This is a genomic window from Streptomyces sp. Edi4 (assembly GCF_040253615.1).
Lineage (GTDB): Bacteria > Actinomycetota > Actinomycetes > Streptomycetales > Streptomycetaceae > Streptomyces.
The window spans coordinates 3,910,257-3,929,036 of sequence record NZ_JBEJGY010000004.1 but is presented as its reverse complement, the minus strand read 5'-3'; the positions used below and the strand labels follow the sequence as shown (position 1 = coordinate 3,929,036).

Here is an 18,780-nt window from a genome sequence, read left to right as displayed (position 1 = left end):
CCACGGCGCGAACGGGCGAAGTCGCGGGAGCTCAGGCGCCGGTCAGCACCACGGCACGTACGCCCCCGCCACCACCCGTACGTAGTGCGCCGAGACGTAGTGGCCCCGGTGCCCGGCCAGCCGGTACCAGACCCGGTTGCCGTGCACCGAGGTCCCGTCCTTCTTGCAGACCAGCGACACCTGGCGTCCCGAGCGCAGGGTGCCGGTGGCCCGGTAGGTGACGCCCGCGCCGGCCCGGACACGCAACGAACGGCCCCGGCTCGTGGCCACCGTGCCCTGCGGCAGGACCTTGTGGTGGTGGGCGACGGCGGTGGCCGCCGCCGTCGGCGCGGCGTTCGGTGCGGCGTTCGGCGCGGCGGCCATCGCGGTCGCCGGGAACAGGGCGAGCAGAGCGGCGACGGCGACGACGCTGGTGCGCACGGTGTTTCGGTTCATGTCTGTCTTCTCCAAGAAGGTGCGGGGTCCCCGAGTAAGTGACCCTGTGTCAGCAAAGGTGTCCGGGGAGCGACGCGCGGATGCGTCCCAGCCGTCCCTGGGACGAATCGGGACGCGCCTCTGGGGGCCCGGAACGCCACGGAGGCCTCGTACGGCCCCGGCGGCCCCGCGTCCCGGCGCGTGACGCCTGCCCCGTTCACTCGCGTGGCGGAACGCCTGGTCCTCACTTAGCGTGAGGAAGGGGCGATCGCCAACGCAGGACCGTCAAACACGACACCGCCAAACGCGACACCGCCGGGCGCGGGAGCACCGACGCGAGATCACCGAGGGAGACGCGCACATGGGCCGTCACACCAAGGACGCCGCCCAGGAGGGACGCGCCCAGCGCATAGCGGCCGCGTCCGAGCGCCTGTCCGCGACGGACGGGCCGACCGGGCCGACCGGATCGACGACCGGGCCGGCGACGGGACCGCCACCCGGCGCACCCCCAACGCCCCCAACACCCCAGGCACCCCGCTCGCCCGGCGCGACCGCCCTCGATTCCGGCCCCGGGCCCACGGCGGGCCACCCCACCCCGCCCCCCGCCGCCGCGTACGCCGGTGACGGCGCGCCCCCGCCCGGCGCGCCGCACACCGGGGCCCGGCACGAGCACCGCTGGCTCGTGCTCGGCGTCATCGCGCTGGCGCAGCTCATGGTCGTACTCGACGCGACCATCGTGAACATCGCGCTGCCCTCCGCACAGCGCGACCTCGGGTTCAGCGACGGGAACCGCCAGTGGATCGTCACGGCGTACGCCCTCGCCTTCGGATCGCTGCTGCTGCTCGGCGGCCGCATCGCGGACCTGGTGGGACGCAAAATCGTCTTCCTGACCGGGCTCGTCGGCTTCGCGCTCGCCTCCGCCATCGGCGGCGCCGCGCCCAACTTCGAGGTCCTGGTCACCGCGCGCGCCCTCCAGGGCGTCTTCGGCGCGCTGCTCGCGCCCGCCGCGCTCTCGCTGCTCACCACGACGTTCACCGACCCGAAGGAACGCGCGAAGGCGTTCGGCATCTACGGCGCGGTCGCCGGCACCGGCGGCGCGGTGGGCCTGCTGCTCGGCGGCGTCCTGACGGAGTACCTGGACTGGCGCTGGTGCCTGTACGTCAATCTCCTCTTCGCCGCGCTCGCCTTCCTCGGCGCCCTGCGGCTGCTGCACCCGGGCGCGCCCGCCGACCGTCCGAAACTCGACATCCCCGGCACCGTGCTGGTCTCGGCGGGCCTGTTCTGCATCGTCTACGGGTTCTCCAACGCCGAGACGCACGCGTGGAGTTCGCCACGGACCTGGGGATTCCTCGCGGCGGGCGGCATCCTGCTCGTGGCGTTCGCCTGGTGGCAGACGCGGGCCAGGCACCCCCTGCTGCCCCTGCGGGTCGTCCTCGACCGGGACCGGGGCGCGTCCTACCTCGCCATGTTCATCTCCGGCGCGGGCATGTTCGGCGTGTTCCTGTTCCTGACGTACTACCTCCAGCAGATCCTGCGGTATTCCCCGGTCAGCACGGGGCTCGCCTTCCTGCCGATGGTGTTCGCGATGATCGTCAGCTCGGTCGTCGCGCAGAACAAGCTCGTACCCCGGCTCGGCGCGAAGCCGATCGTGCCGCTCGGCATGGGGCTCGGCGCGGCCGGGCTCGCCTGGATGACGGCCCTGGACGCGACGAGCGGGTACGTGGGACATGTGCTGCCCCCGCTGCTCGTCATGGGCGTCGGCATGGGCCTGATCTTCGCCCCCGCCATGAGCATGGCCACGGCGGGAGTGGCCGCGCACGACGCGGGTGTCGCCTCCGCGATGGTCAACACCAGCCAGCAGGTGGGCGGTTCGATCGGCACGGCCCTGCTCAACACCTTGGCCACGAGCGCGGCCACCAGCTATCTGGTGGGCCGCCGCCCCACGCCGGGAACGCGGGTCAGGGCCCAGCTGGAGAGTTATTCGACGGCGTACTGGTGGTCGGCGGCCTTCTTCGCGCTCGGCCTGCTGGTCTCGGTCGTCCTCTACCGCAAGGGCCCGCCCCGCCAGGCGACGGGCCCGACGGAGGGACCGGCGCACATGTGAGGCGCGGGCGGCGCGCGGGCCGGTACGCGCGCCGCCGCCCGGCCTGGTACGCGGCCCGCTCACTCCAGGCCCAGCCACCCCTCAAGGACGGCCTCGCGCTCGCGGGAGCGCAGGAGGTGGTCGGGCGGGGTCTCGTTCCACCACCGGGTGAGGACCGACGGCGAGGACTCGCCCCGTACGAAACGGGCGAGCAGCCCGAGCGAGAGGTCGGTCTCGCGCTGGGAGTACGCGATCGCCGCGCCGGAGTACACCCCGACCGTGGCCTGATCCTGCCCCTTCGTGGTGAGCGCCACCGACATCAGGGCGGGATCGCTGGGGGACCACAGGTCGAACACGGCGGCCGCCACGGTCACCGCGTGGATCGTCCACCGCACGGGCGCGGACCGGACCGGCACGTCTTCCACCCGCAGGTCGAGCAGGTCGGGCCAGGGCCAGTCCCGTGGCTCGGGCCCGGTGAGGTGTGCGCCGTCGGGCGTGAGCAGTACGCCCGTGTCCCCGTTGCCGGGGGGCGTGCCGAGGTAGACCTCGTCGGCGGTGATCCAGAAGAGCCCGACCATGCTTCCGGCCCCGTGGTTCGCGGCCGGCGAGGGCGACGAGGGCGATGACGGTGTCGATCGCAAAGCCAACTACTCCTAAGGTCCGTCTGTCCGGCGGGCCGCTGCCCGGCCGCCAAGTGGCCTGTCCGGCGGGCGCTGCCCGGCCGCCGCGCGGCGCACACCCGTGCCCAAAGATCCGAACATAAGACCGCCGCCCCCCTTCGCCGACGAATTCACGCCAGCGCCGAGCGTGCGGTGGCGATGACATTTGTCCTGCGGCAGTCAGGACGCTTCACTCTGCCCCCGCACCCGCCCCCGACGGGAGGATCAGTGGTGTCGGCAAGGGCCGGCGGATCACTGGGAACAGGGTGAGGGGAACGCCATGAGCGCCACGGTCGCGACGGAGATGCCGGTCAAGACGGAGACGCCGGTTCAGGTCGAGGGCCGGACGGCCGCCGCCTGGACGGAGCCGCTGAAGGGTCTGCCGAACTGGTACTTCCCTCTGGTGGGTCTCTTCGCCGGCATCTTCGACATCGCCCGGGCCTACCCGGTCCTGTACGCGCTGATCCCGGTCGTCGCCATCGTCCAGATCGTGCTGGCCTGCACGGTGTTGAAGGCCCGCATCCGCTTCATGAAGTCGCTGTGGAAGAACAAGCGCACCCGGTTCCTGGCGCTCGGCCTCCTGGCGGTCCGTTTCGTCATCCGCTACGGTCTCGGTCTCGCGGGCCTCGCGCTCGGCGCGGCCACCGGCGAACTCACGGTGGGCATCGTGATGGCGGTCATCGGCACGGCGATGGCCTGGGGCGACCAGTGGCTGATCCTGCGCACCCTGCGCCACGCCCGCGCCACGCGAACCGTCTGACCACCCTTGCCGCCAACACACAGGCCCCGGTGCCGGTTTCCTCGGCCCCGGGGCCCGCGCCTGTCCCCTCACCCCGGTACGGGAGAGCTACCCGTACCTCTGGAGAGCGACCGCGGCCGGCCCTGGAGAGCTACGGACGAAGGCACTCTCCAGGGCGACGCCGACGAGGGGACGCGTCCCATAGCCTCGGTGACGGAACACCATCCCCCGCAAGGGCATGCCTCCACCGCCTCGCCGCACACCCGTGCCGACGCCGTCACGGGCAGCCCCGAGCGGGGTACCGCCAGGATGAGGGAGACGTCGCGTGCCTAGGGTGAGCCGGATGGGGACGGGGCGACGAGCACGCGGGCAGGGGAGCGACAGCGCATGGCAGCTGGTGTCCGGTTGGGTGCGCGCGGCGCTGCGCACGGTAAGCCGGGACCTGCTGGGGTCCGAGCGGCCGCCGCGCGGACGCGGACCGGCGGGCGCCGGGCAAGGGTGGCTCGCGTGGCGGCCCGCGATCCTGATGCCGCTGCTGCTCGTGGCGGTCTCGGCCATGGCGGGCGCGGCCAAGGAGTACGCCGAGGACCTCCAACTGGGCGTCTGGGCGGGGACGGTGGCCGCCGTGGTGCAGGCGGGCGCGATGGTCACCGCGCTCTACCGGCCACTGGCCTCCTGGTGGGCGATGACAATCGTGACGGTCGTCGCCGCGCTGTGGGCGGCGAGCCAGGCAGGCCCGGACGCGCTCTACCCCTGGAACGCGGCCGGGATCGCGATGACCGCCGAGGTCCTGCTCCTGGTCTCGCTCACGCACCGGCCCCGGATCGCCGCCGAGACCCTGGTGATCAGTTTCGGGGCGGGGCTGCTGTGCGCCGCCGTGCCCGGCGAGCGCCACACCTCCGTCGGCGTGGGCGTCGCGGCGGTGTGCTTCACGGTCGCCGCGGTGCTGGGGGCGGCGCTGCGCGGGCTCGGGGTGGCCCGTACGCAGCTCGTCGCGCAGGAGGAACTGACCGCGGAGGAGCGGGCCCGGCGCACCCTCCTTGAGGAGCGCGGCCGGATCGCGCGCGAGCTGCACGACGTGGTGGCCCACCACATGTCGGTCATCTCCATCCAGGCACAGGTCGCGCCCCACCTGGTGGAGAACCCGTCGGACGAGTTGAAGGAGAACCTGGCGGGCATACGGCAGAACGCGGTCGAGGCGCTGACCGAACTCCGGCGGGTGCTGGGGGTGTTGAGGGCGGACGGGTCCACGGGGTCGGACGGGTCCACGTGGTCCGGGGGGAACGGGTTGCGGGGGCCGGGGGCGGTCCGGGGCGCGCGGCACACCCCCCAGCCCTCGCTCGACCGCATCGACGAGCTGGTGGCCAACGTGCGGTGCGCCGGCCTGACCGTGACGACCACCGTCCTCGGCACCCGGCGCACCCTGGCACCCGGGGTGGAACTGTCCGCCTTCCGCATCGTGCAGGAAGCGCTCAGCAACGCGATGCGGCACGCGCCGGGCGCGGCGGTGGGGGTGCTGATCGCCTACCACGGGAGGGAGCTCGCCCTGCGGGTCACCAACACCGCGCCGGACCGGCCGGTCGCGCCCTCGCCCGGCGCCGGGCACGGGCTGCTCGGGATGCGGGAGCGGACTGCGATGCTGGGCGGGGAGCTGGCGGTGGGGGCGACGCCGGACGGGGGGTACGAGGTCAGCGCGACCCTGCCGCTGGAGACGTCCCCGTCCTGACCGGGCCCGGACCGCTGGGCTCCGGTGGACCACGAAACGTTGCTGGACGCTGCTGGAGGGCAGGGCATGACGATCCGCGTACTGATAGCCGACGACCAGGTGATGGTCCGTCAGGGATTCACGGTGCTGCTCAACGCGGAGCCGGACATCGAGGTGGTGGGGCAGGCGGTCAACGGCCTGGAAGCAGTGGCGCTCGCGGCCGAACTCGCCCCCGATGTCGTTCTGATGGACATCCGGATGCCGGAACTGGACGGCATCGAGGCGACGCGGCGGGTGCGGGGCGAGGGCGCAGCTGACGGTCCCGGTGACGGAACCGGGGCCGGACCCGGTGACGGTCCCGGTGACGGTCCCGGTGACGGCCCGGGCCGGGGGGTGCGGGTGCTGGTGCTCACCACCTTCGATCTCGACGAGTACGTGTACGAGGCGCTGCGCGCGGGGGCGTCGGGGTTTCTCCTGAAGGACGCGTCCGCCGACGAACTCGCCCACGCCGTACGGGTGGTGGCGTCCGGGGAGGCGCTGCTCGCCCCGAACATCACGCGGCGCCTGATCGAGGAGTTCTCCCGGCTGGCCCCGGCGCCCCGGGACCTCCCGGGGGCCAGGGTGGACGCCTTGACGGAGCGCGAGACGCAGGTGCTGTCCCTGATCGCGCAGGGCCTGTCCAACGCGGAGATCGCGGGGCGGCTGGTGCTGGCGGAGCAGACGGTGAAGACGCATGTCAGCCGAGTGCTGATGAAACTGGGTCTGCGGGACCGCACGCAGGCGGCGGTCTTCGCCTACGAACGGGGCGTGGTCCGCCCCGGCTCCCCGTAACACCCGCCCCCCGCGCGGGGTCAGCCTCGGCGGCGGCGCAGGAGGAGGACGCCTCCTCCCAGGACGCTCGCCGTGGACACCGCCGCCAGCGCCTGCGGAGCCACCGCGTGGCCGGCCGGGGCGGCCTGCCCGGCCTGGGTGGACGGGGCGGCCGGGGTGGCCGGGGCCGGGTCGCCGCCGTGGCCGTGGTGGCTGACCGTGGAGCGCGACGCCCCTGCGGCGATCTTCTGCTCGGTGGGCGCGGCGGCCGAGCTCCCGGCCCCGTACACCACGTCCGAGCAGCTGTAGAACGCCTCCGGGCTGTCGTCCCGCTGCCACACCTTGTAGATGATGTGGCGCCCGGTGCGGGCCGGCAGCGTGCCGGTGAAGTTGTAGTAGCCGTCCGTCGCCGTGCGCGACGTCCGGTACACCGCGACGGGAGTGTCGTCCAGGTCGGACCACTTCAGCGGCTTCGTCGGGTCGAAGCCCTCCTTGGTGATGTAGAGCGTCATCGTGCCCGAATGGGCGGCCGTCACACGGAACTTGAAGGGGAAGGAGCCCGCCGCGACACCGGTGGACGGCCAGTCGGTGCGGGCCCAGTCCAGCGCGCGGTACTTGTCGCGGTTCGCCGAGCACAGTTTGCCGTCCGGGATGATCTGACGGGACTGGCCGTTGGCGTTGGCGATGTTCACCTCGTTCCAGTCGTACAGGGGCTGGGTGCCGGAGTCGGCGACCAGGTCCTTGCAGACCTGCGACACCGGGTGCTCGGGGCCCTCGGCATAACAGGCGGCGATGCGGCTGACGGGGTTGAACATGGTGCCGTGCGCGGACGCGGGGGTGGGCGCCAGGGCGAAGAGGGACAGGGAGGTCGCCCCGAGGACACCCAGGGACGCTGCGGTACGCCGAGCGGACATACGAGTGCTCCTTGATCGTGGGGAGGCGGAACGAGCCGGAACGGCACGCCGGACGGGCCGCGCCAACTCGCCCCGTGGTGGCGGCACTTGAGAGCGTGGCATTGGTCTGGACCAGCCCGCAAGAGGTCTACGCCAACCTGTCGCCCAAGTCCGTCGCTGTCGCCCAAGTCCGTCGACCCGTCCCACAAGTCCGTCGACCCGTCCCACGCTCCGCCGGCCCGCCCCCTCCGAGTCCGCCCGGCCCGCCCCCGGAGGCCGTCGGCCCGTCCCACGAGTCCGCCCGGCCCGTCCCCCAGTCCGCCTGCCCGCCCTACGGGACCATCGGCCGGTCGCCCGCCGGGCGGGTCCACCAGACCCCCTCGCCGTGCGTGAGTCCGGGCAGCCACCGCTCGATGCCAACGGCCCCGCGTGCCGCGACCGTGCCCCGCAGCAGCCACCCCTCCGCCGTGGCCACGGTCTCCTCGATGGCCGCGCCCATCGCCGTGAGCCGGCCGCAGACGGCGGCGAGCGTAGGGGCGGGGGCCTCCAACTCGTAGGCGAGACAGGGCTCGTAGAGCCGCGTCCCGGCGGACCGCAGGGCCCGGTCCAGCACGATCGGGGTCAGCGCGCGGAAATCGCCCGCCGTACTGAACACGCTGGAGAACCCCGAGCGTACGAGCGTGACCACGCAGTCCGAGACCGCCCATCCCCGGGGCCCGGTGCGCAGCCCGTCGTGCACGCTCTCCTCCACCGCCTGGTGGAACGCCCGTGGCAGCGCGCCCAGTTCGGTCTCGTAGCGGAAGGAGTTCCCGTCGCCGTACGGGGCCGGCTCCACACGGAGCCCGACGGTCGCCCAGTGCCCGCCGGGCGCGGGACCCCGGTCCATCCCCTCGGCCGATTCGCCCACCCCGGCGGGACGCTCGACGCACACCGTGCGGCTCGGGTCGAAGACCACCTCGATGCCGTACGTGTCGGCGAGCGTGGCGGCGATGACCTCCTTCTGCACCTCCCCGTACAGGAACACCGAGACGGCGCCCCCCGGTTCGGTGCGGGCGCTGATCAGCGGGTCCTGTTCGGCCAGGTGCCGCAGGGCGGTGTGGAGGCGGGCGGCCGCTGTCGGGCCGGCCTCGCGCGGGCGTACCAGGCTGTGGAGGGTGGGGGCGGCGAAACGGGGGGTGCGGGCGCGGGCGGAGTCGTCCGCGCCGTCCGGGGCCTGGATGCGGTCGCCCACGCGGAACTTGGGCAGACCCCGCAGCCGGCCGATGCCGCCTGCCGTGAGGCGGGTGGCGCCCGGGCCCGCGCCCACCACGTCCAAGGAGGTGAGCCGGCCGGGGTGGGTACCGTGGGGGGAGGCGAACGTGAGGTGCTGCCGTGTACGCACCTCGCCCTGGAAAAGGCGCAGATACGCGGTTTTGGCGCCGGACCGGTCGCGCTTCACGGCGAACACCGTGCCCTGCGGCGGGGCGGTGGTGTCCGGGCCCGGCGCGGGGAACAGGGTCGCTATCGCCTCGATGAGCGCGGGGATGCCCTGACCGCCGATCGCGGAGCCGAAGTAAACGGGGTGGACGAGGGCGGCGGCGGTCTGGGCCGCGAGCCCCTTGGCGAGTTCGGCCGGGGTGGGCGGGGGGCCGTCCACGACACGCGCGAGCATCGCGTCGTCCTGCTCGGCCAGCAACTTGCCCACCAGCGCGGCGTGTTCAGGGTCGGTCCAGGCGCGCGGGACGACGGTGGCGGCCCGGGTTCCCAGGTGGCGCACCGCCGACATGGGGGCGACGCGGGGGGTCAGTTTGCGGCGGATGTCGGCGAGCAGACCGGCCTCGCGGGCGCCCGCACGGTCGACCTTGTTGACGAAGACCAGCGTCGGGAGGCGGGCCTCGCGCAGGGTGCGCATCAGGACGCGGGTCCCTGCCTGCACGCCCTCCACGGCGGACAGGACCAGCACGGCACCGTCCAGGACGCCGAGCGCGCGCTCCACCTCGGCCACGAAGTCGCTGTGGCCCGGCGTGTCGATCAGGTTGACCTGGGTGTCGCCCACGCGGAACGACGCGACGGCCGAGTGCACGGTGATGCCGCGCTGCCGCTCGATGGCATCCGTGTCCGTCTGGGTGTCACCGTCGTCCACGCTGCCGAGGCGCGTGATCGTGCCGGTGTCGAAGAGAAGGCGCTCGGTGAGGCTGGTCTTACCGGCGTCGACGTGGGCGAGGATGCCGATGTTCAGGGTGCGGGTGGGGGTGCGCATGGGTGCGGGGTTCTCCGAAGGGGGCCGTGAGGTCGGGGCTCTGGGCTGTTTCGGAGAGTCGGCGCACGTGATGCTCCCGCAGGGTGAGGTGAGGTCCGGCGGGGACAGGTTAGGACGGTGCGGGCGGGCGGGCGAGGGGTTTTCGGGGTGGGGGCAGGGCCGGGGTGGGGCCCCGGCTGTTCCCTGGGGATCGGCGTTCTCGCGTGCGGGGGAGAGGGGTGCGTACCGGAGGGCCGGGGCCCTGGCTGTTCCCCTGGGGATCGGCGTTCTCGCGTGCGGGTCAGGGGGTGCGTACCCGGAGGGCCCGCTCACCTGGGTGGACAGTAGAGTGCGGGCCGTCCCCATAGGCCCGGCCGGGCCCCCGCGCACACCCCGAGGTACGCACACCGTGAACCCCGCTCGCACGCCCTCCCGTCCTGACGTCACCGTCGTCGGGATCGGGGCCGACGGGTGGGGCGGGCTCGGGAGCCAGGGGCGCGAGGTGTTGCTGGCGGCCGACGTCGTCGTGGGCGGAGCCCGGCAGCTCGCTCTGCTGCCCGAGGAGTGCCGCGGGGAGCGCATCGCCTGGCCGACGCCGCTTCGGCCCGCCGTCCCCGGGATCATCGAAGCCCACCGGGGCCGCCGGCTGGCCGTGCTGGCCAGCGGGGACCCCATGTTCTACGGGATCGGGCGCACCCTCACCGACGTACTCGGCGCCCCGCCCCGCGTGCTGCCGCACCCCTCGTCGCTCTCCCACGCCTGCGCCCGGCTCGGCTGGCCCGTCGAGGAGACCGAGACCGTCACGCTGGTCGGGCGGCCGGCCGGCCGGCTCGCGGCCGCGCTGCACGACGGGCGCAGGATCCTCGTCCTGAGCGCCGACGCCCGCACCCCGGCCGACGTCGCGGCGCTGCTGCGCGACCGCGGGTTCGGGCCCAGCCGGATGCGGGTGCTCGAACAGCTGGGGTCGCCGCGCGAGCGGGTCGTGGAGGGGAGCGCCGAGGCGTGGGACGCCGCGCCCGGTGACGCCCTGAACGTCGTCGCCGTCGAGTGCCGCCGCGCCCCCGGCGCCCTGCGGCTCGGCGCCGTACCGGGGCTGCCCGACGACGCGTACGAACACGACGGACAGCTCACCAAGCGGCACGTCCGCGCCGCCACCCTCGGCGCGCTCGCGCCCGCGCCCGGCGAAACCCTGTGGGACATCGGCGGCGGGTCCGGCTCGATCGCGGTGGAGTGGATGCGTACGCACCCGTCGTGCCGGGCCGTCACCGTGGAGCGGGATCCGGTACGGGCCGAGCGCATCGGCCGCAACGCGGACCGGCTCGGCGTGCCCGCGCTACGCGTCGTCACCGGCGCCGCGCCCGACGCGCTGACCCAACTCCCCGCGCCCGACGCCGTGTTCATCGGCGGCGGGCTCACCGCGCCCGGGCTGCTCGACGCGTGCTGGCAGGCGCTCGCGCCCGGCGGACGCCTGGTCGCCAACACCGTCACGCTGGAGTCCGAGGCGCTGCTCGCCACCTGGTACCGGCGCCACGGCGGCGAACTCGTCCGGCTCGCGGTCGCGCACGCCGTGCCGGTCGGCGGCTTCACGGGATGGCGCCAGGCCATGCCGGTCACCCAGTGGGCCGTCGTCAAATCCGGACCCTCCGGACCCTCCGGACCCTTCGCACCACTCGACACCCCTTCTGGAGCAGCCACATGACCGTGTACTTCATCGGCGCGGGGCCCGGCGCCGCCGACCTGATCACGGTGCGTGGCGCCCGTACGCTCGCCTCCTGCCAGGTGTGTCTGTACGCGGGCAGCCTCGTACCGCGCGAACTCCTCGCCGAGTGCCCCGAGGGCGCCCGGCTGGTGGACACCGCGCGGCTCAACCTCGATGAGATCGTGGGGGAGTTGACGCGGGCGCACGAGGCCGGGCTCGATGTGGCCCGGCTGCACTCCGGTGACCCCTCGGTGTTCAGTGCCGTCGCCGAGCAGATGCGGCGCCTCGACGCGGCGGGGGTGCCGTACGAGATGGTGCCGGGGGTGCCGGCCTTCGCGGCGGCCGCCGCCGCGCTCAAGCGGGAGCTGACGGTGCCCACGGTCGGCCAGACCGTCATCCTGACCCGGATCGCGCAGCGGGCCACGGCCATGCCGGAGGGGGAGGACCTGGCGACGCTCGGGCGGAGCGGGGCGCTGCTCGTCCTGCACCTGGCGGCGGGGTATGTCGACCGGGTCGTGGAGGAGCTGCTGCCGCACTACGGCGCCGACTGCCCCACAGCGGTGGTCGCCTTCGCGTCCCGCCCCGACGAGCTGGTCCTGCGCGGGACGCTGGCGGACATCGCGGAGCGGGTGAAGGCGGCGGGGGTGGTGCGGACGGCGGTGATCCTGGTGGGGCGGGTGCTGGGTGCGTCATCGTTCCGGGACAGCCACCTGTACTCGGCCGAACGCTGCCGGGACTAGCCCCGGCCGGGGCGGACCCTGCCGGCGCCGATGCCGGCCTCGGCTGCGGGCCGTGGTCGCTCCTCGCGCGGTTCCCCGCGCCCCTGAGCATTCGGTGCCGGCCCACGTGGGTGTGTCCGGCCTGGTGGCGCTTGGCAGTGTCGGGCGATGCGGGCCCGTAAAGGCAACCTCAGCCCGTCCGGCGATTGAGGACGAGGCCGTTCAGGCCGAACGGGGTCTGGGGCGGAGCCCCAGGACCTCGGGTGCGGGCCGTGGGCGGCCGGGCGCGCAGTTCCCCGCGCCCCTGGCGGGGTTGGTGCTGGCCCACCCGGCATACCTCATCCCGTCCGGCGATTGAGGACGAGCGCCCTTAAGGCGCGAACGGGGTTTGGGGCGGAGCCCCAAGGCGTCGGCTTTCGGGTGCGGGCCGTGCGTGGCTGGTTGCGCAGTTCCCCGCGCCCCTGGCAGGGCTGGTGCCGGCCCACGTGGGTGTGTTCAGCCCGGCCGCCCCGGCGGGGTTGGTGCCGGCCCGCACCGTAGGGGCTAACGGGGCGTGCTGCGGCCTACTACCGTGCCCGCGCGGTCGACGCACAGGACGTCCACCGCCACCGGCGCACCCCGCAGAACACTCAGCGCCTCGTCCCGGGCCCGCGCCGCGACCACGTCGCCGAGGGGGACGCCGGCCGCCGCGCACAGCTGGAGCGCGGCCAGACCCGTGTTGGCCACGGCCACCTCCGCCGCCAGCGCCTCGCTCGCGCCGCCCTCGCGGGCCAGCGCCGCGAGGAAGGACTTGTCCACCTGGGACCGGCCGGAGTGCAGGTCCAGATGGCCCGCCGCCAGCTTGGACAGTTTGGCGAAGCCGCCGCAGATGGTGAGCCGGTCCACCGGGTGACGGCGTACGTACTTGAGGACCGCGCCCGCGAAATCGCCCATGTCCAGCAGCGCGTCCTCGGGCAGCCCGTACTCCGCCACCACCGTCCGCTCCGACGTGGAGCCCGTGCAGCCGGCCACATGCGTACGGCCCGCCGCGCGCGCCACGTCCACCCCGCGCCGGATCGAGTCGATCCACGCCGAGCACGAGTACGGCACCACGATGCCGGTCGTGCCCAGGATGGACAGGCCGCCCAGGATGCCGAGGCGCGGGTTCCACGTGGAGCGGGCGATCTCGGCGCCGTGGTCGACGGAGATGGTGATCTCCACGTCGGCCGTGGTCCCGTGCCGCCGCGCCACCAGCGTCACATGGTCCGTCATCATGCGGCGCGGCACCGGGTTGATCGCGGGTTCGCCGACCGCGAGGGGAAGCCCGGGCCGGGTGATCGTGCCCACGCCGTCACCGGCCCGGAACACCACCCCGGAGCCGGGCGGAAGCAGCCGTACCGTCGAGCGGATCAGCGCGCCGTGCGTCACGTCCGGGTCGTCGCCCGCGTCCTTGACCACGGCCGCCATCGCCCGACCCGCCCCCAGTTCCTCGGCGGCCAGCGCGAACGCGGGCGTCTGCCCGCGCGGCAGCGTGATCGTCACCGGGTCGGGGAAGTCGCCGGCCAGGAGTGCGGTGTACGCGGCCGTCGTGGCCGCCGTCGCGCAGGCACCGGTCGTCCAGCCGGGCCGCAGACCGGTGTGCTTGAGTTGGGCACCGCGTCCGCCCTTGGGCTCGCTCATGCTCCCCGCCTGATCCGTGCTCGACGGCCTGCCTGCCTCATGACCTTCGGCCTCACTCACGAACGGAACCGGATCCTGTGCACATCTTGATTCTGGGGGGTACCGGCGAGGCCCGTCGCCTCGCGGGCCTGCTGGGCGCCGGCGCGGCCGACGGCCCGCGGGTGACCAGCTCGCTCGCGGGCCGGGTCGCCGAACCCAGGCTGCCACCCGGCGAGGTCCGCGTCGGCGGGTTCGGCGGCGCCGACGGGCTCGCCGCGTGGCTGCGTACGCACGAGGTGGACGCGCTCATCGACGCCACCCATCCCTTCGCCCGGACGATCAGTTTCAACGCGGCGGCCGCCGCCACGCGGGCCCATGTTCCCCTGCTCGCGCTGCGCCGCCCCGGCTGGGTCCCCGGCGAGGGCGACCGCTGGCACCCGGCGGACTCCCTCGACCAGGCCGCGGCGCTGCTGCCGGGACTCGGCCACCGCGTCTTTTTGACCACCGGCCGCATGGGCCTCGCCGCCTTCGCCCCGCTCGACGCCCTGTGGTTCCTGATGCGCTCGGTGGACGCCCCCGAGCCGCCCTTCCCGGCCCGGATGGAGGTGCTGCTCGACCGGGGGCCCTTCACCCTCGAAGGGGAGCGGGAGCTGCTGCGCGCCCACCGCGTCGACGTGCTCGTCACCAAGGACAGCGGGGGCGCCGCGACCGCCCCGAAGCTGGCCGCCGCCCGCGAGGCGGGCATCCCCGTCGTCGTGGTGCGGCGCCCGCCCGTGCCGGCCGGGGTGGCCGTGGCGGCCACCCCCGAGGAGGCGGCCGCCTGGGTGGCCGGCCTCCCCGGCCGGCCCCGCCCGGGTCAGTCCTCCGGATAGCGCCTCGGCGTCCAGACGATCTCCTCGCCGTCGCCGCGCCGTACGGTACGGGTCTGCGAGGAGCCGATCAGCAGGATCGTGCGCATGTCGACCTCGGCCGGCTCCAGATCGGCAAGGCGCACGATCCGGACCCGCTCGCCCGGCCCGCCCACGTCGCGGGCCACCACCACCGGGGTGTCCGGCGCCCGGTGCTCGAGGAGCAGTTCGCGCGCCTTGGCCACCTGCCACGTACGGCTCGCGGAACCGGGGTTGTAGAGCGCGAGGACGAGATCGGCCGACGCCGCCGCGTGCAGCCGCTCGGCGATGACCTCCCAGGGCTTGAGCCGGTCGGACAGCGAGATCGTCGCGTAGTCGTGGCCGAGCGGGGCGCCCGCGCGGGCGGCGGCCGCGTTGGCGGCGGTCACCCCCGGCAGGACCCGCACGGGAACGTCCGCGTACTGCGGCTGCGAAGCCACCTCCAGCACGGCGGTGGCCATCGCGAAGATGCCCGGATCGCCCCCCGACACCACGGCGACCCGCCTGCCCCGCATGGCCAGTTGGAGCGCGAACTCGGCGCGCTCGGACTCCACCTTGTTGTCCGAGCCGTGCCTGCGCTGCCCGGGGCGTTCCGGCACCCGGTCCACGTAGGTGGTGTAGCCCACGATGTCGTCGGCGGCGGCGAGTGCGCCCCGCGACTGCGGCGTCAGCCACAGCGGTCCGGCGGGGCCGGTGCCCACGACCACGACCTCGCCGCGCTCCCGCTCGACGGGCGCGGCGTCGATACGGCTCGGCAGCACCGCGACGGAGAAGTACGGCACCGAATCCGCCTCGATGTCGGCGAGTTGACCCGTGCGCTCGCCCGGCATGGTGGCGCGCTCCACATACCGCGCCTCATCGAGCCGCCCCGAACGCTCCAGCGCCCGGCGCACCTTGGTGAACGTACGCCCCAGCTTCATCACCACCGCCGAGTCGGTGGCGGCCAGGCGCGCGGTCAGCTCCTCCTCCGGCAGCGTGCCGGGCAGGATCGTCAGGATCTCCTCGGCCTCCACCAGCGGCTCACCGAGCCGGGCGGCCGCCGCGCTCACCGAGGTCACCCCGGGGATCACCTCGGTCGGGTAGCGGTGGGCGAGCCGCTTGTGCATGTGCTGGTAGGAGCCGTAGAACAGCGGGTCGCCCTCGGCGAGCACGGCGACCGTGCGGCCCGCGTCGAGGTGCGCGGCGAGCCGGGCCGACGCCTCCTCGTAGAAGTCGTCGATCGCGCCCCGGTAGCCGCCGGGGTGGTCGGTGGTCTCCACCGTCAGCGGATAGACCAGCTTCTCCTCGATGTGGTCGGCGCGGATGTGCTTCGCCGCGATCGAGCGCGCTATCGAGCGGCCGTGGCGCGCCGAGTGGTACGCCACCACGTCCGCCTCCGCGATCGCCTCCACCGCGCGCACCGTCATCAGGGACGGATCGCCCGGGCCGAGCCCGACGCCGTAGAGCCGGCCCGCCGTGCTGCTGTTCTCGTTCATTCCGCCTCGCTCGCGATCGCGTTGAGCGCGGCCGCCGCGATCGCGCTGCCACCGCGCCGGCCCCGTACCACCAGGTGTTCAAGGCCCGAAGGGTGCGCGGCGAGCGCGTCCTTGGACTCGGCTGCGCCTATGAACCCGACCGGTACGCCGATGACGGCCGCCGGGCGCGGCGCGCCCTGCTCGATCATTTCGAGCAGCCGGAACAGGGCGGTGGGCGCGTTGCCGACGGCCACCACCGCGCCGTCCATGCGGTCGCGCCACAGTTCGAGCGCGGCGGCGCTGCGGGTGGTGCCGAGTTCGGCGGCGAGGGCCGGTACGGACGGATCGTTCAGGGTGCAGATCACCTCGTTGTCGGCGGGCAGCCGTTTGCGGGTCACCCCGCTGGCGACCATCCGCGCGTCGCACAGGATCGGCGCACCCGCGCGCAGCGCCTCGCGGGCCCGGGCCACGACGGCCGGCGTGTAGCCGAGGTCGCGGGTCAGGTCCGTCATGCCACAGGCGTGGATCATGCGGACCGCGACCTGGCTCACGTCGGCGGGCAGGCCGGCGAGGTCCGCCTCGGCGCGGATCGTGGCAAAGGACTGGCGGTAGATCTCCGCGCCGTCCTTCTCGTAGTCGAACACTGTGCTCTCGCTCATCTCGTGGTTGTCCCTGTCCCTGTCCCGTACGCCTGCGGCCGGCCACCCCGCGCGCGGGCCACCGCGTCCGCCAACTCGCCCTCGCTCAGCGGCGGTTGCCGTTCCTGTACGCCTCGTACGCCCCGTACCGTCACCGTGTAGTGGCCTTCGGCGGTGGCCGTCACGTCCACCCAGTCGCCGTGCGGGTGGCCGCAGCGCCGCTCGCACCCCGACCAGTGGACGGGCAGGCCGCCCGTGCCCGGCAGGGCGTCGCGGCGCACATCGGCCAGCGCCTTGGCGCACCCGGGACGGCCGGTGCACGCGCCGACCCCGGCCCATGGGGCGTCGGGGCGGGTGGTGAATCCGGCGTCGTCGAGTTCGCGCAGCCGCGCGCGGGCGCCGGGCCCGTCGAAGCCGGGGACGACGAATCCGCGCCACGGGGTGATCCGGACCTCGCCGCCGGGGCCCGGGAGCACCCGGAGCCGCGCGGCGGGGACCCGGCCCAGCGCGGGGGCCACGACCAGGGCGTAGGTGCCGTCGGGGCTCGCGACGATGCCGGGGGTGGGGGCGGTCGTTCGGGCGTCCGGTGCGTCCGGTACGGGGGCGGGGGTGGCCGGGATGCCCGCTCGGGCCAGCGCGGACGCGAGGTCGACGGCGTGGCCCGGGGGCAGGTCGCGCACCCGCCAGGCGCCGGTGCCCGCGGCCGTCTCCAGGAACGCGCGGGCGGCTTCCAGGGCCGCGCGGGGGGCGTCGGACGCGGCCACCCGCAGGGCGCTCGCTCCGACCCGGACGACGACGGTCTCCCGCTCCTGTGCGAGCAACGTCACATCGGCGCCGAGGCCCGCGACGTCGCCGCGGCCGTCGTCGAGCGCGAACAGGAAGCGGCCGGAGAGGGCGGTCGTCCAGTCCTGGGCGCACAGGAGGGCGTCGAGGGCGCGCAGGCGGGCGGTGGCGTGGGCGCCGTCGTGGCCCCGCCCGTCCAGGCCGGCCAGCGGCGACGCGACGATGTTGCGCACGCGCTCATGGGTCTCGGAGGGCATCAGGCCGGTGTGGCGCAGGAGTTCGGCGAGTGCGGTGGCGTGGGGGGCCGCGATGGCGCGCAACTCGGCGTTGCCCCGGGAGGTGAGGGTGAGGTGGCCGTCCGCGTACCGCTCGGCGGCGGTGGCCAGCGCGTGTACCTGACGGGTCGTCAATATGCCGCCCGGCAGGCGGAGTCGGGCGAGATTGCCGTCGTCGGCCTGGTGCAGCCGCAGGGCGCCCGGGCAGGCGTCGCCGCGGTCCCGTACCACGGGGTCGCGGGGGGCTGCTCCCGGGGCGTCCCCTATGGGGGTTTCGCCCTGGTTGTGGGGTGTTGCGGAGGGGCGCGGCATGGCGGCGAGCATACCCAGGTCGCATCCGCGGGGGCCGCCCCCACCGGGTGGGTACCGGGCGCGCTACCGGCGTCCGCGCCGGACCAGGGCCGGACAGGCGCATGCGGGCCGGCACCGGCCCCGCCAGGGGCGCGGGGCACTGCGCGCCCAGCGACGCACGGCCGGCAGCCGGGGCCCCTGGGGCTCCGCCCCAGACCCCGTTCGCGCCTGAAGGGCGCTCGTCCTCAAGCGCCGGACGGGCTGAGGGCGCCCGCACGGGCCGGCGCCGGGTAGTCACGGGCGCGGGGAACTGCGCGAGAAGCGTCCACGGTCCGCAGGCGTCAGCGGGTTTCAGGGGCGCGGGGAACTGCGCGCCCAGCCACGCACGGTCCGCAGCCGGGGCCCCTGGGGCTCCGCTCCAGACCCCGTTCGCGCCTGAAGGGCGCTCGTCCTCAAGCGCCGGACTGGCTGAGGGTGCCCGCATGGGCCGGCGCCGAGTAGTCAGGGGCGCGGGGAACGGCGCGGGAGGCGTCCACGGTCCGCAGATGTCAGCGGGTTTCAGGGGCGCGGGGAACTGCGCGAAACGTGGCCACGCCCCCGCAGGCGGACCCGGGGCGGGCCCCGGGCGGGACCTCGGTGGGCGCGGGGTGGGCCGGGGCCGAGGGGGGACCCGGGTGGGTCGCTACTATGCAGGCGGCAGGCCACCCGGCCCGCCGGCGTCGCCGGACACGGCGACAGGGGAGGAAGCCCGGTGAGATTCCGGCGCGGTCCCGCCACTGTGAGCCCGGACCCGAGCCCCGCTCGACCGGGTGAGTCAGGAACTCCCCCTCCCCGGGCAGGGGAGACCATCCGACACCACCCGGGGCGCGGACACC

The 18,780-nt window shown here is 74.6% G+C and carries 15 protein-coding genes and 1 riboswitch; of the genes, 7 read left to right on the top strand and 8 right to left on the bottom strand.

From position 1 onward, the window contains the following. Positions 1-42: 42 nt before the first annotated feature. Positions 43-435: an SH3 domain-containing protein gene (locus ABR738_RS19825; protein ID WP_350231321.1), complete on the bottom strand. Its 393-nt coding sequence runs from the start codon at positions 433-435 to the stop codon at positions 43-45. Positions 436-1,126: 691 nt separating this feature from the next. Here ABR738_RS19825 and ABR738_RS19820 point away from each other — a divergent pair. After that, a complete protein-coding gene (locus ABR738_RS19820) occupies positions 1,127-2,518 on the top strand; it encodes an MFS transporter (protein ID WP_502964229.1) in 1,392 nt (463 codons plus the stop codon). Positions 2,519-2,577: 59 nt separating this feature from the next. Here ABR738_RS19820 and ABR738_RS19815 read toward each other — a convergent pair whose 3' ends face one another. Next, entirely contained in the window at positions 2,578-3,075 is a 498-nt protein-coding gene (locus tag ABR738_RS19815; RefSeq protein ID WP_350231319.1) for a hypothetical protein, read from the bottom strand. Between the two features lie 361 nt (positions 3,076-3,436). Between ABR738_RS19815 and ABR738_RS19810 the strand changes: the two genes are divergently transcribed. The 3 genes from ABR738_RS19810 to ABR738_RS19800 all read left to right on the top strand — a co-directional run bounded on the left by ABR738_RS19810 (position 3,437) and on the right by ABR738_RS19800 (position 6,431). Beyond that, positions 3,437-3,916: a hypothetical protein gene (locus ABR738_RS19810; protein WP_350231318.1), complete on the top strand. Its 480-nt coding sequence runs from the start codon at positions 3,437-3,439 to the stop codon at positions 3,914-3,916. Between the two features lie 322 nt (positions 3,917-4,238). Further along, entirely contained in the window at positions 4,239-5,621 is a 1,383-nt protein-coding gene (locus tag ABR738_RS19805) for a sensor histidine kinase (protein ID WP_350231317.1), read from the top strand. 66 nt (positions 5,622-5,687) lie between these two features. Continuing rightward, positions 5,688-6,431 carry a response regulator gene (locus ABR738_RS19800; RefSeq protein ID WP_350231316.1) on the top strand — a complete coding sequence of 248 codons (744 nt, stop codon included), beginning with the start codon at positions 5,688-5,690 and terminating at the stop codon, positions 6,429-6,431. A 20-nt stretch (positions 6,432-6,451) separates the two neighbouring features. On the opposite strand, the gene ABR738_RS19795 is transcribed toward ABR738_RS19800, so the two are convergent. Further along, positions 6,452-7,324, bottom strand: coding sequence for a lytic polysaccharide monooxygenase auxiliary activity family 9 protein (locus ABR738_RS19795; RefSeq protein ID WP_350231315.1), 873 nt, complete (start codon positions 7,322-7,324; stop codon positions 6,452-6,454). A 310-nt stretch (positions 7,325-7,634) separates the two neighbouring features. Continuing rightward, positions 7,635-9,542 carry a GTP-binding protein gene (locus ABR738_RS19790; protein WP_350231314.1) on the bottom strand — a complete coding sequence of 636 codons (1,908 nt, stop codon included), beginning with the start codon at positions 9,540-9,542 and terminating at the stop codon, positions 7,635-7,637. Between the two features lie 388 nt (positions 9,543-9,930). Here ABR738_RS19790 and cbiE point away from each other — a divergent pair, with 388 nt between their 5' ends. Beyond that, entirely contained in the window at positions 9,931-11,220 is a 1,290-nt protein-coding gene (gene cbiE, locus ABR738_RS19785) for a precorrin-6y C5,15-methyltransferase (decarboxylating) subunit CbiE (protein ID WP_350231313.1), read from the top strand. Next, positions 11,217-11,960 carry a precorrin-4 C(11)-methyltransferase gene (gene cobM / locus ABR738_RS19780; protein WP_350231312.1) on the top strand — a complete coding sequence of 248 codons (744 nt, stop codon included), beginning with the start codon at positions 11,217-11,219 and terminating at the stop codon, positions 11,958-11,960. The genes cbiE and cobM overlap by 4 nt, the downstream gene beginning before the upstream one ends. Positions 11,961-12,482: 522 nt before the next feature. Here cobM and ABR738_RS19775 read toward each other — a convergent pair. Beyond that, a complete protein-coding gene (locus ABR738_RS19775) occupies positions 12,483-13,598 on the bottom strand; it encodes a cobalt-precorrin-5B (C(1))-methyltransferase (protein WP_350231311.1) in 1,116 nt (371 codons plus the stop codon). A gap of 77 nt (positions 13,599-13,675) precedes the next feature. On the opposite strand from ABR738_RS19775, the gene ABR738_RS19770 reads away from it, so the two are divergent. Beyond that, a complete protein-coding gene (locus ABR738_RS19770; RefSeq protein WP_350231310.1) occupies positions 13,676-14,449 on the top strand; it encodes a cobalt-precorrin-6A reductase in 774 nt (257 codons plus the stop codon). Here the strand turns inward: ABR738_RS19770 and ABR738_RS19765 are convergent. The 3 genes from ABR738_RS19765 to ABR738_RS19755 are packed head-to-tail and all read right to left on the bottom strand — an operon-like array spanning position 14,434 to position 17,938. After that, entirely contained in the window at positions 14,434-15,939 is a 1,506-nt protein-coding gene (locus ABR738_RS19765; protein ID WP_350231309.1) for a precorrin-2 C(20)-methyltransferase, read from the bottom strand. The two genes, ABR738_RS19770 and ABR738_RS19765, sit on opposite strands and share 16 nt — an antisense overlap. Then, positions 15,936-16,577, bottom strand: coding sequence for a precorrin-8X methylmutase (locus ABR738_RS19760; RefSeq protein ID WP_350231308.1), 642 nt, complete (start codon positions 16,575-16,577; stop codon positions 15,936-15,938). Before ABR738_RS19760 ends, ABR738_RS19765 begins: the two co-directional genes overlap by 4 nt. After that, positions 16,574-17,938, bottom strand: coding sequence for a ferredoxin-like domain-containing protein (locus ABR738_RS19755; RefSeq protein ID WP_502964112.1), 1,365 nt, complete (start codon positions 17,936-17,938; stop codon positions 16,574-16,576). Before ABR738_RS19755 ends, ABR738_RS19760 begins: the two co-directional genes overlap by 4 nt. Positions 17,939-18,624: 686 nt before the next feature. Then, positions 18,625-18,729: riboswitch (cobalamin riboswitch) on the top strand. The last annotated feature ends 51 nt before the right edge of the window (positions 18,730-18,780 follow it).